At 68.2% G+C, this 14,824-nt stretch carries 14 protein-coding genes; 7 read left to right on the top strand and 7 right to left on the bottom strand.

The features are described 5' to 3' along the window. Positions 1-768 (bottom strand): transposase (locus tag AB1609_04650; GenBank protein ID MEW6045761.1); only part of this gene is annotated, 768 nt, incomplete at its 3' end. Between the two features lie 107 nt (positions 769-875). Then, a complete protein-coding gene (locus AB1609_04645) occupies positions 876-1,271 on the bottom strand; it encodes a hypothetical protein (protein ID MEW6045760.1) in 396 nt (131 codons plus the stop codon). A 168-nt stretch (positions 1,272-1,439) separates the two neighbouring features. Between AB1609_04645 and AB1609_04640 the strand changes: the two genes are divergently transcribed. The 6 genes from AB1609_04640 to AB1609_04615 all read left to right on the top strand — a co-directional run bounded on the left by AB1609_04640 (position 1,440) and on the right by AB1609_04615 (position 9,194). Then, positions 1,440-3,128: a LysM peptidoglycan-binding domain-containing protein gene (locus tag AB1609_04640; protein MEW6045759.1), complete on the top strand. Its 1,689-nt coding sequence runs from the start codon at positions 1,440-1,442 to the stop codon at positions 3,126-3,128. Positions 3,129-3,308: 180 nt separating this feature from the next. After that, complete coding sequence (locus tag AB1609_04635) at positions 3,309-4,910, top strand: spore germination protein (GenBank protein ID MEW6045758.1); 1,602 nt, start codon at positions 3,309-3,311, stop codon at positions 4,908-4,910. Further along, the gene (locus AB1609_04630; GenBank protein MEW6045757.1) at positions 4,910-6,088 is read left to right on the top strand and encodes a GerAB/ArcD/ProY family transporter; all 1,179 of its coding nucleotides are present in this window, start codon (positions 4,910-4,912) and stop codon (positions 6,086-6,088) included. Before AB1609_04635 ends, AB1609_04630 begins: the two co-directional genes overlap by 1 nt. Continuing rightward, positions 6,060-7,427, top strand: coding sequence for a Ger(x)C family spore germination protein (locus tag AB1609_04625; GenBank protein ID MEW6045756.1), 1,368 nt, complete (start codon positions 6,060-6,062; stop codon positions 7,425-7,427). The genes AB1609_04630 and AB1609_04625 overlap by 29 nt, the downstream gene beginning before the upstream one ends. Continuing rightward, positions 7,424-7,648, top strand: coding sequence for a hypothetical protein (locus tag AB1609_04620; protein ID MEW6045755.1), 225 nt, complete (start codon positions 7,424-7,426; stop codon positions 7,646-7,648). Before AB1609_04625 ends, AB1609_04620 begins: the two co-directional genes overlap by 4 nt. Before the next feature lie 91 nt (positions 7,649-7,739). After that, positions 7,740-9,194: a 4a-hydroxytetrahydrobiopterin dehydratase gene (locus AB1609_04615; GenBank protein ID MEW6045754.1), complete on the top strand. Its 1,455-nt coding sequence runs from the start codon at positions 7,740-7,742 to the stop codon at positions 9,192-9,194. Here the strand turns inward: AB1609_04615 and AB1609_04610 are convergent. Both AB1609_04610 and dcd read right to left on the bottom strand, forming a co-directional pair. Beyond that, positions 9,191-10,264, bottom strand: a complete 1,074-nt coding sequence (locus tag AB1609_04610; protein MEW6045753.1) for a GntG family PLP-dependent aldolase — start codon at positions 10,262-10,264, stop codon at positions 9,191-9,193. The genes AB1609_04615 and AB1609_04610 overlap by 4 nt on opposite strands. 10 nt (positions 10,265-10,274) lie before the next feature. After that, positions 10,275-10,850, bottom strand: a complete 576-nt coding sequence (gene dcd / locus AB1609_04605; GenBank protein ID MEW6045752.1) for a dCTP deaminase — start codon at positions 10,848-10,850, stop codon at positions 10,275-10,277. Between the two features lie 148 nt (positions 10,851-10,998). Here dcd and AB1609_04600 point away from each other — a divergent pair, with 148 nt between their 5' ends. Beyond that, the gene (locus AB1609_04600) at positions 10,999-11,322 is read left to right on the top strand and encodes a cyclic-di-AMP receptor (protein ID MEW6045751.1); all 324 of its coding nucleotides are present in this window, start codon (positions 10,999-11,001) and stop codon (positions 11,320-11,322) included. A 293-nt stretch (positions 11,323-11,615) separates the two neighbouring features. Here the strand turns inward: AB1609_04600 and AB1609_04595 are convergent, their stop codons facing one another. The 3 genes from AB1609_04595 to AB1609_04585 form a co-directional block, all read right to left on the bottom strand. Further along, the gene (locus AB1609_04595) at positions 11,616-12,341 is read right to left on the bottom strand and encodes a CPBP family intramembrane glutamic endopeptidase (GenBank protein ID MEW6045750.1); all 726 of its coding nucleotides are present in this window, start codon (positions 12,339-12,341) and stop codon (positions 11,616-11,618) included. A 35-nt stretch (positions 12,342-12,376) separates the two neighbouring features. Then, a complete protein-coding gene (gene guaB, locus AB1609_04590) occupies positions 12,377-13,870 on the bottom strand; it encodes an IMP dehydrogenase (GenBank protein MEW6045749.1) in 1,494 nt (497 codons plus the stop codon). Between the two features lie 32 nt (positions 13,871-13,902). After that, the coding region (locus AB1609_04585; protein MEW6045748.1) for a DUF1015 family protein at positions 13,903-14,824 on the bottom strand (922 nt) is incomplete at its 5' end.

Raw genomic sequence — 14,824 nt, 5'->3', positions numbered from 1 at the left:
AGAGCCGACCGCCGGACCGAGCTGACGGATGCGGCGCTGGACGGCCCGGGCCATGCGTTCGGCCTCCTGAAGCGTCTGCTCGGCCCGCCGAGCCACTTCGGCGGTGAGGCGGTCTACCTCGGCTTGGGCCTTCTCCCCGCCCCGGCGAAGCGCCTGGCTGATGCGGCGCAGCCGGCGGCGGACCGAGCGCATGCGGTTCCGAACCGAAAGGCGTACCCCGATGTCGGCTTGCTTGGCCCGGCGCATCAGCCGCGTCAGCACCCGCACCCCGTCGGCCAGCAGGCCCGCGTCGGTGGGGTGGTGGATGTTCGCTTCCACCACCGTGGTGTCCACCCGGATCCGCTGGCCGTGGCGCTTCATCAGCCGCGCCTCGACCAGCTGAGCCATCAGGGCGTCGTTGAGTTGCTCGATGACTTCCGGACCCAGCCGGTGGGTCAGCTTGATGAGGGTGGTGGCGTCAGGCACCTTGTCGGTGAGGCGCAACCGGCAGAAGCTCCGCCAGACCAGGCTATCGGCCACTTCCTTGACCAGCGCTTCGAAGCCCAGCCGGTAGCGGCGCTTCAGGTACATCATGCGCAGGTACGTCTCCAGGGGAATGGTGGGCCGACCCCGCCGAGCCGTGAGCTTGCGCCGGATAGGCTCCAGGAAGCGCTCGTCGTCCAGCAGCCGGTCGATGATGGCCAGCTCCTTGGGCAGCTCGAAGAGCTGCGGGTCGATGAGGCTTTCGAACAGGTCGGCCTTGAAAGCCACGTTGCGCTCCCGACGCACGATGCCATGCCCCCTAGGGCCGATTTTAGCATCATTCGGTCTCGGGGAGGAGAGGGGTGAGCCCGTCACGACGGGCTTTGCTGGACGAGTTTATCAGGGGCAACTAGTTAGAGGTCCCCCTCCACGTACCGCATGTGCCAGCCCTCGCGCTCCCACCAGAACAAGAACTTCTCCTGCCGGTACAGCCCCCGGGTCCCCCCGATCACCTCGACGATGACCGGAAAGCGCCCGTCGTTGCGCACTGAGACACTGCGGATGTCGATGTCCACGCCCGGGGAGGCGTACCGCTCCCGCACATAGTTCAACGCCATCGGCTTGAAGGCGGGCTCCAGGGCCACCCGCAGGTTGTCCTGAAACGATCGCGCCTGTTCCAGGAGATTCCGCAGTTCCTCCGGATACGCTCGCCGCCTGTCCTCCGAAACGGCCTGCCACACAAACCCTGCCAGGACGGCAGCCAGGAGCGCCACCGGCGCGACCTGGCGCAGGAGTCGCCCGAGTTCCATTTGCGTCAAAACCCTCCCCTGCAACCTTATGCAACCCTGTGCTGTTAACCATCCCATGAGGCACCAGTTTGGAACTGGCCCTCCAACTGCCCCACAAATGCACTAAAGGCCACCATGACGCCGTATCGAATTCCTCAACATCCAGAACTCGCACAAAGGAGGAGTTCAATGCAGCGTTGGTCAGCCGTAGCAGCGTTGGCATTAACTGTCATTGTCGGCGTCTCCGGCTCAATGGCCGCGGCCACCGCAGCTCCGTCCAACGTCCCTTACGTGGTCTACGGGTACTACCCCGTTGATTACCCCGGTGACACGGCTGCTTTTGAATCGCTTTCGAAGGTTGACCGGGTGGACACCGTCGGTGCGTTCCTTTTCCAATTTGACGAACAGGGAAACGTTACCGGGCAGTCCGACCCCAAATTGATGGAACTCGCTCGATCCCGGGGCCTCAAGGTCGAGGCGGTGATTCACAACTACCGGGGCGGGTTTGACCGCGGGATCGCCACGTCAATTCTCACCAACCCGGCCGTTCAAGCCCGCGCCATTGACCAGATCGAAAACCTCCTGGCGCGCGAGGGCTATCACGGGGTCCAGATCGACCTGGAAAACGTCGATCCGCAGCACCGCGCTCAGTTGAGCCAGTTCGTCCAGCGCCTTTCAGAGCGCCTGAAGCCCCAGGGCCGGACCGTCAGCATCGCCGTGCCTGCCAAGACCTGGGATGACCCCAACAACGGGTGGAGCGGCGCGTTCGACTACCAGGCGCTGGGACAAGCCGTCGACGAGATCGCGCTGATGACTTACGACGAACACTGGATCACGTCCGAAGCAGGCCCCATCGCTTCGCTCCCGTGGGTACAGCGCGTGGTCGAGTACGCCGCCCGCACCGTCCCCGAGGAGAAGCTACTGCTCGGCATCGCCGGCTATGGCTACGACTGGCCGAAGTCGGGCGGCATGGCGACCATGATCAAGGCACGCGACGCCGCGCAGCTCGCGCAGTCGAAGGGAGCTACCATCCTCTGGGACAGCGTGGCCCAGGCGCCGTACTTCCAGTACACCGAGAACGGGCAGCCCCGGGTCGTCTACTTCGAGAACGCGGAGAGCACTCGCCAGAAGCTCAATCTGGTCACGCAAAACCAGCTCGGCGGCGTGGCGCTCTGGAGGTTGGGCTTCGAGGATCCCGCCATCTGGAACGTGGTGGCGGAACTGCTGGGGGAGGGGCGAACGCCTCCGGCAACGCAGCCCCCGGGCACCGAGCCTCCTGGGCAGGAACCCCCCGGTACTGAGCCCCCGGGCAACGAGCCGCCGGGCACTGAGCCGCCTGGCCAGCAACCACCGGGCACACAGCCTCCGGCATCGGGTGGGTATGTTGTGCAATGGGGCGACACCCTGTGGCTCATCGCACGGCGCCACGGCATCACCCTGGAGGCCCTGATGGCCGCCAACCCCGGCGTGAACCCCTGGTGGCTCATGCCCGGCCAGCGCCTGACCATCCCGGGCAGCGGGGCCCCCAACCCGCCGGGCGGGACGCCGCCTACCGGAAACACGTACGTGGTGCAGCCGGGCGACAGCCTGTGGTTGATCGCGCAGCGCCACGGTATCAGCCTGGAGGCGCTCATGGCCGCCAACCCCGGCGTGAACCCCTGGTGGCTCATGCCCGGCCAGCGCCTGACCATCCCCCGGGCCCGGATCCCCACGCCGCCCGGCGGGTCGACGCCGACTCGAACGTACGTGGTGCAGCCGGGCGATACGTTCTATCTCATCGGCCAGCGCCTCGGCATCAGCTGGGAGTCCATCGTCGCCGCCAATCCGGGGGCCAACGCCTGGTCGCTGATGCCCGGGCAACTCATCGCTCTGCCGTAGCTCTGACACCGGCACGGGCAGTTCCGCCGATCAGGAGCGGGTGCCGGCTCACGGCCCCGCTCCTCCCTCCCCCGCGAGATGAAATTGGGTTCTGAGCTTTGGGCACTCTAAGCGATGTGACCGGCCCCGGCACGAAGGCCACGGGCCATAGTGTGCGTCAGGGGGCGAACGAGGAGCACCGTGCCCAATGCGTTCACGTGGGTTTTCTCTCGCGTCCTGGGCAAGCGCGAAGCCATCACCGCCAAAACGGCCGGACGCCCGCCCGGGCGCAGGGAGATGCCAGCACCGGCGAGACGGTCCGGGGCTCCCGCCCGAGAGTCCGAGCCACCCGTCGTAAGGGCCATCCGGAGCCGGCTGGGCAGTCCGACCGACCTGGTAGTTCGCCGGGTTAGGGCCACGGGACGAAGGGCGAGGAGAGGCCAGGTCTACTGGGTCGTCTTCCTCGAAAGCCTCGCAGACCGGCAGCTCATTTCCGAGGGAATCCTCCAGGTGCTCGGCACTCGACCGGACTTCGAAGAGCAGAACGCGGCGGGCGATGTGGCGCCACTGCTGGTCCCGGAGATAGTCGCCACGCGCAGCGTGGACCGGGCCATGCAGAAGCTCCTGGATGGCTGGGTAGCGGTCTTCCCACCGGGAACGAACGTGATCTGGCTGGCCGATGCCTCGGGGCGTCCGAGTCGAGCAGTAGAAGAGCCTCAAGCGGAGACCGGGGTGCGGGTTCCCCGGGAGGGCTTTACTGAACTCCTGGACACCAACGTGGGCCTCCTTCGCGCCCGTATCCGCCACCCGGGTCTCCGAATCGAGGAGCGCCGGGTAGGCGCCCGCACGGGAACACGAGTCATTCTGGCTTATGTCGTCGATCTCATTGACCCCGATTTCCTGGAGACCGTGCGCACCCGGACGCGCCGGGTCCGGATCGACGGCATAGTGGAGTCGGGCTACGTCGAGGAATTCATCGAGGATTCGCCTTACTCACCGTTCCCGCAGACCCTGCGTACCGAGCGTCCGGACGTGGTGGCGGCGAACTTGCTGGAGGGTCGCTTCGCCATCCTGACGGACGGAACGCCCTTTGCCCTGGTGGGGCCCGTTGTGCTGATTCAATTGCTCACTGTGGCGGAAGATTACTACGAAAGGTTCGCGGTCGGCTCGCTCCTGCGGTCCCTCCGTCTGGCCGCTTTTACCGTGTCCATCATTCTCCCGGGCCTGTATGTCGCCATCAGCACCTACCACTACGAGTTGGTGCCCACGTCGCTGCTGCTTTCCATCGCGTCGGCGAGGGAGGCCGTACCGTTCCCGACCCTCGTCGAGGTTCTCCTCATGGAGTTTCAGCTGGAGGTGCTGAGGGAGGCCGGGGTTCGCCTGCCCCGGGGCGTTGGGCCGGCCGTCAGTATCGTCGGCGCGCTGGTGCTCGGGCAGGCTGCCATCAGCGCCAGTTTGGTCAGCCCGGCCACGGTGATCGTGGTGGCCATGACGGCCATCTCTTCTTTCGCCACCCCCGTCTTCAGCATCGCGATCACGGCCCGGATGATACGGTTCCTCTTCACACTCGGAGGCGCCGCGCTGGGCCTGTTCGGGGTGCAGGCAGCTGGGGTCGTTCTCCTGATTCACTTGTGCGCCTTGCGGTCCTTCGGTATCCCGTATCTCGCCCCGCTGGCCCCGCTGCAGCTTTCGGACTGGAAAGACTTCGTCATTCGCATGCCGTGGTGGGCGATGACCCGACGGCCCCGCTTCGTGCTGCCGAAGGACTCGCGCCGCGTCGATCCGGGGGTGGGCCCGGCTTGATGGGGAGCGCGCGGTCGCCATCCTCGCCGAGAGGCCGGCCCGGGGGACCCGCAGGCCCCCGGCTGGGTGAGGCGCGCCTGCTCGGCAATCGGCTGCCGAATTCCCAGATATTCTGGCTGGCGTTCGGATCCAGGCTGACGATCTCCGTTGCCCTCCTGCCGGTCCTCACGCTGAGCCGGGCGGGACGGGACGCCTGGCTCGCCAGCTTGATGGGCTTCATACCGAGCGCGGCGATCGCCTGGCTCGTCTCGTATGCCGCCGAGCGCTTTGCAGGTGAGGGAATCGCGGGACAGGCACGCCGGGCTCTTGGACGGATTGGCGGGAGTTTGGTCGTCGCGGTCTTCCTGTGGTCGTATCTTCACCTGGCCGCTGTCCTCCTCCGGGAATACGCAGAAGCCATTGTCACCATAATCCTCCCCACCACCCCCGTAGCGGCTGTCCTCATCGTGGTCGGGCTGCTGGTGGCCATTGCCGCCGAACAGGACACGCCGACGCTCGGACGGATGGCGAGCCTCGTCGGCCCGTTCATGGTGCTGTCCATCCTGCTCATTGCGCTTCTGGTAACCCCTGAACTGGAGATGGCCCGGCTGAGACCTGTGCTGACATCGGGCGCCAGGGGCCTTCTGAGCGGGGTTCTGGTCAGCAGCGTATGGCACACGACGGTCTTCTGGTTTCCCGCGCTGGCCCCCTCTGTGCTGGACATGCGATCGGGCCGCCGAACCCTGTTGGTCGCCGTCGCCTCCGGTTCCGTCTCGGTATCCTTCATCTCTGCCCTGGCAGTCAGCGCGCTCACCGGCGATCTCGCGGTGAAATCCAGCTTTCCTCTCTTCATGGTGGCGCGGCTTGTGTCCCTCGGGGAGCTTGTGCAGAGGATCGACGGGGTGGCGGTGGGCGCATGGGGGTTCGGGCTGATCATGACGGCCTCCCTCGTGCTTCACAGCGCCGCCGTTGCCCTCGCCGACCTGACAGGGCTCCCTGATCACCGGCGCATTGTAAAGCCCCTGACGCTCCTTGGGGTGGTGCTCGCCATGATGACGGCCCGCGATGTCATCGAGCTGCGGCAATTCGCCGACGCGCGGGTGCTGGTTCCCTACGTTGCCGCGCACGTATGGCTTCCGACCCTCATTCTCGCGGCGGCGGCTCGATTGCGTGCTGGGAGAACTGCCGGCCTCCGCTGAGGGCCGCGCGGCCCGCGCCTCCACCCGGACGCGTGCAGCCCTTGCTCGCGGGGTGCTCGCCGTTGTCCTCTGGACCGCTTCGGCGCTTGCCGCGGTGGGCTGCTGGGATCGCCACGAACTGCCCACACTGGCTCTCGCCACGGCGGTCGCCTTCGACGAACCCCCCGGCGCGCAGGGCGTGTTGATGACGATGCAGGTCGCGATACCGTCCCGGATCGCCGGGGCCGGAGGAGGCGTGGGAGCAGGGGGCGGGGCCGGCGGCGGGACCGCACCCGGCATGCCCTTCGCCCGGACGGCATCCGGGCCTCAGGGCCCCACGACCTGGGTCGTTGGGGCACCGGGCCGGACGGTGGCCGAGGCCCTGGAACGCATCACCCTGTTCAGCTCTCGCCTGCCTGCCCTGGCACACCTGCGGGTGATCGTACTGGGGGAGGAGCTCGCGCGGTCGGGCGTTGGTACGCTGTTGGACGCGCTTGCCCGGGAACGGGATTTCCGGCGTACCGCGTGGGTGGTGGTGGCAAGAGGGGTTCCCGCATACAGAGTCCTGGAGTTACCGAACCCGCTGTTTGCGTCCGCCGCCGCAGGCATTGCCGGCCAGCAGGAAACCCTGGCGTTTCGCACGGCGCTGGTGCTGCCGCGACGTCTGCACGCTTTCATGGCGGACTACGTCGAACCGGGCGTCGATCCCGTGGTGCCCGCGGTTTCCTTCGCCCACCCGGTTCCGGCCGACCGTGCTCTGACCCCCGGGGGGCAGGCCGAGCCACCGGCCCTGCTCGCCGTCGAAGGTACCGCGGTCTTCCGAAAGGGCCAGTTAGTCGGATGGCTCTCGCCCGAAGAGACCCGGGCCCTCGTGTTGCTCAAGGGCCTCTCCCGTCAGTTCCTGCTGGTCACCGATTGCCCGGGAGTCAAAGGCGCTGTGTCCGTAAACGCCATCCGGTTCACCACGAGGCGCAAGTTGCTGCCTCCCCGGCCCGCCGGCGGGGGGAGCCAGGCGAGCCCGTCTCTACCCCGCTTTGCGGTACGTGTGGTTGTCGAGGGAAACCTCTTCGAGCAGACCTGCCTCCCCCCTCTCGACGCCATGGCACTGCGGCGGGTCGAAGAGAGGCTGGCCGGCAAGCTCGAGGCCGACATCAGGCGCACCCTCGCACGGCTTCACGGCGAACTCCGGGCCGACGCGGCGGGATTCGGGCAGCAGCTTTACCGCGCAGAGCCGGCTCTGTGGAACAAGCTCTCTCCCCACTGGCGCGGTCTTTTGCCCCAGATTGAGGTGGACGTCGAAGTGCAAGTTCGTATCCGCCGAACGGGCCTGATAACCGGCGAAGTTGAGCCCCGGCAGTGATCTCGGTCGCCCTGTTGCTGGCCCTGTTCCTCGTCGCCATGGCCGCTTGGGACCTGTGGCGGCCTATCCGAGACCGGCAGTGGCGCGTCATTGTGGTCTACGGCGTGCTCTGGCTGGTCGGTTCGACCCTGGCGATCGCAGAGGCAAGCGGGGTGGAGTTGCCGAGTATCAGCCGTTTCTTGATCCGCGTGACCAGGCCGCTCAGCCGCTGGGTTCCGTGACCCCCTGGCAGAAAACCGCGCCAGGAGCCGCCGGGGGTGCGGCAGAACCCTCTGACCCGGCTCAACTTGCTGCCGGGGGGCATCTCTATCCGTGGCGGCCAACACGTTCGAGGCCTGGATGGTGGCGAACCTCGACTGGCTTTCTGGCTGGCCCCGGGAGGCGGCCATCAGCGGGGCCCTGGTGGCGCTGGCGTTTGGCGCGGCCCACGTCGCCCGTCTGGTGTGGCACCGGGTGCTCCTGCCCGTCGCCCGCCGGACGCCCACCCCTCTGGACACCACGTTGCTGACGGCCGCCGAGCGACCCATGACCCGGGCGGTCACGCTGCTGATCCTGTATGCAGCGGCCAGGAGGCTGGCCGAGCTTCCGCCGCTGTCGGGGAGCCTGTCGGGCCGGATCCTCGACGGCACCTTCTACGCGCTGGTAGTGGCGGCGGTCACCCGCCTCGCGGTGGCCGCGGCTGACGGCCTCAGCCGCTGGTACCTCGCCGACGTGGCGAGCCGCACGGCCTCGGCCCTGGATGAGCACTTCGTGCCCGTCATCGGCAAGCTGGTGGCGGTGACCGCCTACTTCATCGCGGCCACGGTCGTGCTCGACCACGTGGGCGTGAACGTGACGGCGCTGGTCACCACGGCGGGCGTGGCCTCCCTGGCGCTGGCGCTGGCGGCGCAGGAGACGCTCTCCAACATGTTCGCCGGCTTCACCATCATGCTGGACCGCTCGTACCGGGTGGGGGACCGCATCCAACTGCCCGATGGAACCACCGGCGACGTTCAGGAGATCGGGCTGCGGGCGACCAAGATCCTTTCCTTCGACAATGAACTCATCATCGTTCCCAACAAGGAGATGGCCTCCTCCCGCATCCTCAACCAGAACTATCCCGATTTGCGGGTCAAAGTGCGCGTCCGGGTGGGCGTCGCGTACCACGCCGACCTCGATCACGCAAGGCGGGTCATGCTGGAGGCGTGCCTGAACCACCCGAAAGTGCTCAAGGACCCGGCCCCGGCGGTCTACTTCACCGACTTCGGCGACTCATCGCTGAACTTGCTCGCCATCTGCTGGGTTGCGGATTACAGGGACCGGTTCAGCGTCCTCGACGAGCTCAACGTGGCCGTCAAGAAGCGCTTCGACCAGGAGGGGATCGAGATCCCCTTCCCCCAGCGCGACGTGCACATCCGCACCGCCCCGCAAACCGGCTACACTTTACCGGCGGCCCATCCACCTGCGGCCGCGCCTTTGCCTGCGGGGGGCGATGCCATGCCGCGCCAGAAGATGACCGAGGCGGATATCCAGGCCGCGCTTCAGGGGATACCCGGCTGGGCACGCCAGGGCGACGCCCTGGTGCGCACCTTCGAGTTCGGCAGCTTCCGGGAAGCCATGGCGTTCGTGGGACAGGTGGCGCAACTGGCCGAAGCGGCCAACCACCACCCCGACATCCTCGTTCGCTACCGCAAGGTGACGCTGACCCTCTCCACCCACGACGCCGGCGGCCTGACCCGGCATGACTTCAATCTGGCCGAACGGGTGAGCCGGCTGGCAGGCGTTTAGCCGGCGGCCGCCCGCGCCGCGGAGCGGGAGGCCGAACGGGCCACCGCTCGCACGGCAGCGGCCGCCTTTTCAACGTCCTCGTCGTCCACGTGGCGGTGGGTGACGAAGCGCAGCGTGAACGGCGCCACCGCCAGGACCCACACGTTGTGCTCGCCGGCGAGGCGTTGGACGAATTCCGCCCCGGACAGGCCCGTGCCGGTCACGTCCAGCATGACCATGTTGGTGGTGGGCTGCGGGTTTACCTTGACCCCGGGGATGTCTGCCAGGCTCTCGGCGAGCCGGCGCGCCCGAGCGTGGTCCTCCGCCAGCCGGTCGACCATCGTGCGCAGGGCCACCAGCCCTGCCGCCGCGATGACCCCGGCCTGGCGCATGGTTCCGCCGACCATCTGGCGCCGCCGCCGCGCCTCTTCGATGAAGTCGCGTTTGCCGAGCACCAGGCTCCCGATCGGCGCCGACAGCCCCTTGGAGAGGCAGAACATGAGCGAATCCACCGGCTCCGCGAGCTTTGCCGCGGCCACGCCCAGCGCCACCGCGGCGTTGAAGATCCGGGCGCCGTCCATGTGGACGGGCACCCCGTGCCGGTGGGCAGCCTCGGCAGCCGCCTGCACCTGTTCCACCGTCCAGACTGTGCCGCCGGCGTAGTTGTGCGTGTTCTCCAGGCAGACCAGGGCGGTGCGCGGCGCGAGCACGCCCGGCGTTCGAATGGCGGCCTCGATCTGGTCGGGCCTGAGTATTCCGTCCGGGGTGGGGATGGTTCGCACCATGGCACCGACCACCCCGCCGAGGCTGCCCGCTTCGGCCATGACCACGTGCGCCCGGTGCTCGGCCACCACCTCTTCGCCCCGGCGCACCCACGAAAGCACGGAGACCAGATTGGCCATGGTGCCGCTCGGCACCAGCATGGCCGCCTCCTTGCCCAGCATGGCTGCCGCCGCGGCCTCGAGTTCGTTCACCGTCGGGTCATCGCCCCGGGCGCTGTCGCCCACCTCGGCCTCATACATCGCCCGGCGCATGGCCTCGGTCGGCTCCGTGACGGTGTCGCTGCGGAAGTCCACTCGCCCTTTCAGCATACGAGTCACCTCACACCCTGGGCAGCACGATGCCGCGCTGATCCTGATACTTGCCCTGCCGGGTGGAGTAGGTCACCATGGGGTGCTCACCCCGGAAGAACAGCATCTGGGCGATCCCCTCGCCCGCGTAAATGCGGGCAGGCAGCGGCGTGGTATTGCTGATCTCGATGGTCAGATACCCCCGCCACCCCGGCTCGGCGGGCGTGATGTTGACGATGATGCCGCACCGGGCATAGGTGGACTTGCCCAGGGTCACGCACACCACGTCCTCGGGGATGCGGAAGTACTCCACCGACCGGCCCAGGGCGAACGAGTTGGGCGGGATGATGCACACGTCGCCCTCGAAGTCCACGAACGCCCTTGGGTCGAAGTTCTTGGGGTCTACGACGGAGCTGTTGACGTTGGTGAAGATCTTGAACTCCTTGGCCACGCGCAGGTCGTAGCCGAAGCTCGAGAGCCCGTACGAGATGACCCGCCGCTCGTCCGGCGTGCCGGCCGCGACCACGCGAACCTGCTCCACCTCGAACGGCTCGATCATGCCGGCCTCCCGCGCCAGGCGGGCAATCTCCCGGTCGTTGAGAATCAACGCTTCTCGCCACCCCCGATGCCGGACCTCGTCCACCGTACGGAGGTGCCATCTTCCGCGGCCGGGCCGGCGCCTCCTTCCGGGGCAGGGATGTACGCTTCCAGGGGGAATCCACCAGCCGTGCCGGTAAAGGGTGGTTGTTAGAGAATTGAAGCTGATCATCGCCGTGGTGGACGACAGCGACAGCCGTCCGCTCATCGACGCGCTAAACCGCGTCCGTATCGGGGTGACGCGCCTCGCCAGCACGGGCGGCTTTCTGCTGGAAGGGAATACCACCCTGATGGTAGGGGTGGAAGACCACCAGGTGGATCAGGTGATCGGGCTCATCCGCTCCACCTGCGTGCGGCGGCAGCGCCTGATCCCCCAGCCGGTCGCCGAGATCCCCGGTGGCACCCCCCCGATGCCCATCGAGGTGGAGGTCGGGGGCGCCATCGTCTGGGTGCTCACCATTGAACACATGGAGCGGATCTGACGCCGCGGCGGGCCGGGGCGGACTTCACGAGTAGAACTGCACTTCGTACACCGAGCCGTCCTCGTCCAGCGCCCAGGTCGCGACCGTTCCTTCCTCGGCACCAGCTCTTGCCGGCTCACTCTCGTCCCCTTGGGCCGTCACCGAAAAACGCGCCCCGCACGGGCAGCGCCCACCGTCTTCGACATCCAACGGACGAACCACGTGCCGCCGCCCGCAATGCGGGCACTGAAAGCAGGGCATAGGCCGATCGCCCCCGACCACCCATAGGGTGCCCCGTTACCGCCGGGGTGCGATCAGGAAGCCGCCGGTATCCTGCCCACCAGCAGCAGCGCAAGCGTCAGCGCGTTGGCCCCGACGTGAGCCCCGATGGCCGCCGCCAGCCTCCGCCTGCGTTCGTACCAGAGCGCGAGCAGCACCCCCACCACCCACAGCGCTGGGAGGTGCACCACGTAGGCGTGCAGCCCGGCGAACGCCAGCGCCGACACCGCAGCCCCCGGAAATGGCTTCATGCCGCCGGGGCCACGCAAGAGCCCGTAGAGGTAGCCCCTGAAGAACAGTTCCTCGCTGACCGGCGCCAGCAGCACGAGCAACACCACCAGGCTGAAGAACCGGATGCCCTCCGCTTGCAGCACCAGGGCGTTGAGCGACTGCTGTTCCTCGACGCCAAGGCGACGGACGACCTCGCCCCACCCCGCTGCCTGAGCACCGGCCCCAACCAGGGCGTTGACGGCCGCCTGGGCCCCCACCAGCACCACGCCGAAGGGAACTCCCGCAAGACCTGCACGAACCCACCGCCATGCGGCGGCCGTGCCCGGTGGGGGCGCGCCCTTGCCCCCTCCTTCTGGGTCCCCCCTCGCTGGATCCCCCCTTGCTAGCCTGCGCCAGCCGGCGTAGCCGACGACCCCCACGGTGCCCTGAAGCAGCCAAGCCGACGCAAGCTGGGCGTCCCGGCGGGATAGGCCGGCCAGCTCCGCGGCCGCGCCCCCCAGGCCGGCCGATGTGACAAAGACCAGGGCCACCGAGATGAGGGCCCGGCGAAGTTCCCGCCGTGCGCTCAGGGGGTCCAGTAGTTGGGCGCCTCCCGGGTGATCTGGACATCATGGGGGTGGCTCTCCCTGACCCCGGCCTGCGTGACCCGCACGAACCGCCCGCGGCGCCTCAGTTCCGCCAGGTTTCGCGCGCCGCAGTACCCCATGCCGGCGCGCACCCCGCCAACGAGCTGGTAGACCATGTCGGCCACCGGCCCCCGGAACGGCACACGCCCCTCGATCCCCTCGGGCACCGGTTTGGCATCCGGCTCGTAGCCGTACCGCTCGGCCGAACCGGCGCGCATGGCCGATAGCGACCCCATGCCCCGGTAGACCTTGAAGCTGCGGCCCTGGTAGATCTCGACCTCACCGGGGCTCTCCTCCGTGCCCGCAAAGAGGCTGCCGATCATGACCGAGTCGGCCCCTGCGGCCAGGGCCTTGGTGATGTCGCCGGAGTACCGGATGCCGCCGTCGGCGATGAGCGGCACGCCGTGCCGCGACGCCTCCTGGAAGCACTCCCACACGGCGGTGAGCTGCGGCACCCCCACGCCCGTCACCACCCGGGTAGTGCAGATGGTACCCGGGCCGATGCCGACCTTCACGGCGTCGGCACCCGCCTGGGCGAGCACCCGCACCGCTTCCCGCGTCGCCACATTGCCGGCCACCACGTCCACCCGGTCTCCGAACTCCGACTTGAGGCGCTGGCACGTCTCGATGACGCGGCGGGAGTGGCCGTGAGAGGAGTCGATGACGAGGGCGTCCACGCCGGCACCGACCAGGGCCGCTGCCCGTTCCATGACCTCCGGGCCCACGCCGACGGCGGCGGCGACCCGGAGCCTCCCCTTGGCGTCTTTGGCTGCGTTGGGGTACTTGCGCGCCTTTTCAATGTCCTTGATCGTAATGAGGCCCTTCAGCCGGAACTGCGCGTCCACCAGCGGCAGCTTTTCGATGCGGTGGCGGTGCAGAATCCTCTTGGCCTCTTCCAGACTGGTGCCGACGGGGGCCGTCACCAGGTTCTCCCGGGTCATCACCCGGCCGATGGGCTGGTCCAGATCCTCCTCGAACTTGAGGTCCCGGTTGGTGATGATACCCACCAGCCGGCCCTCCGGGTCAGTAATCGGCACTCCCGATATGCGGTAGCGTGCCATCACCGCCAGGGCGTCCCGCAACGTGTGCTCCGGGGAGAGGTAGATGGGATCCACGATGATGCCGCTCTCCGAACGCTTGACCTTGTCCACCTCACCGGCCTGCGCCTCGATGGTGAGGTTCTTGTGGATGACGCCGATGCCACCCTCGCGGGCGATGGCGATGGCAAGGCGCGCTTCCGTCACGGTATCCATCGCCGCGCTGACCAGGGGGATGTTGAGGGGAATGCGCCGTGAAAAGCGGGTGCTCACGTCCACCTCCTTCGGCAGCACATTGGATTCGCCCGGAAGGAGAAGCACGTCATCGAACGTGAGCGCCTCGCCCAGGAACTTCTCCCGGTCGGCCGGCGCAAGATCTTCCAGCCCGGCCACCATCCGCGACAACCTCCCGTCCTCGATGAGACCCGTCAGCCGGGCGGCCACGTCTGGACCGGCAAACGCAGGTCGTGCAAGACGAGCCCGCTCGTGAGCTTCGGGTAAAAGTACGTCGATTTCTCGGGCATTTTCTTACCGGCAAGCGCAACCTCCTGCACCTCCGAAAGTTCCACCGGAGCGAGCAGGATGGCCGCGGCGGCGTCCCCTTCGTCCACCGCCCTGGCCGCTTCGCGCGGGTAGGACGTGTAGCGTACCCACCGCCCGGCCGTCCCTCCAGGTGAAGCGCCCTGCGCATCAACGGCCGGCTGCCATCCGTGGAGGGCGCCCCTGTGCAGGATGCTGATGTCGCCGGCGGCCCCCGGGGGATCGCCGCGGGGCTGGCTGCCGCGGCGGCTCGCCTTGGCCGGCACGGCGAGCCACTCCACCTGCCCGGTACGCCACCAGACCCCCAGGACGGTGCGGTTGAGCGCCTTTCGCAGGCCTGCCACGGCTTCGGCGGCCAGAAGGGCGTCATGCTCGCCCCTTCGGCACAGGTCCCGCAGCGGCGGGGGCAGCTCCGGTTCGCTCAAGGGGATGAAGTGCTCGTAGAGAGAGAAGCGTAACGCCTCGCGGACCTCCCGGCCGGCGGGCCCCACGATCCGGTGGACCGGCAGGATGCTGAGGCCTCCGCCTTCCAGCGGGACCATTCCGGCCAGGGCGAACGGCTCTGCGGCGGACCCGTCCGGCCGCAGCTCACCTGCCCTGGCCCGCTCTTCCACGTAGTCGCCGGCCGCCTCGTAGCGGTGGTGCCCATCGGCGATGATGGCAGGGCTGCGGTCGAGGTCCGATGCCAGCGCGTCCAAGACCGACCTGCCCTGCTCCGAGCCGGCCGGGTGCACCCACAGCGCGATCTCGCCGCCCGCGGGCGCCTCCGCCTGCGTGGCGGGCTCGCCGGAGGCTGCCTGCTCCAGCGCC

The organism is Bacillota bacterium, from assembly GCA_040754675.1.
GTDB lineage: Bacteria > Bacillota > Limnochordia > Limnochordales > Geochordaceae > Geochorda.
This window is presented reverse-complemented; position numbering and strand designations above follow the sequence as displayed.

What these genes read in the sequence shown, in the direction of transcription:
- AB1609_04640 (MEW6045759.1), top strand. Translation starts at nt 1,440, where the DNA reads ATGCAGCGTTGGTCAGCCGTAGCAGCGTTGGCATTAACTGTCATTGTC.
- AB1609_04630 (MEW6045757.1), top strand. Translation starts at nt 4,910, where the DNA reads ATGGGGAGCGCGCGGTCGCCATCCTCGCCGAGAGGCCGGCCCGGGGGA.
- AB1609_04645 (MEW6045760.1), bottom strand. Translation starts at nt 1,271, where the DNA reads ATGGAACTCGGGCGACTCCTGCGCCAGGTCGCGCCGGTGGCGCTCCTG.
- guaB (MEW6045749.1), bottom strand. Translation starts at nt 13,870, where the DNA reads ATGGTGGCCGGGCTGGAAGATCTTGCGCCGGCCGACCGGGAGAAGTTC.
- AB1609_04610 (MEW6045753.1), bottom strand. Translation starts at nt 10,264, where the DNA reads ATGCTGAAAGGGCGAGTGGACTTCCGCAGCGACACCGTCACGGAGCCG.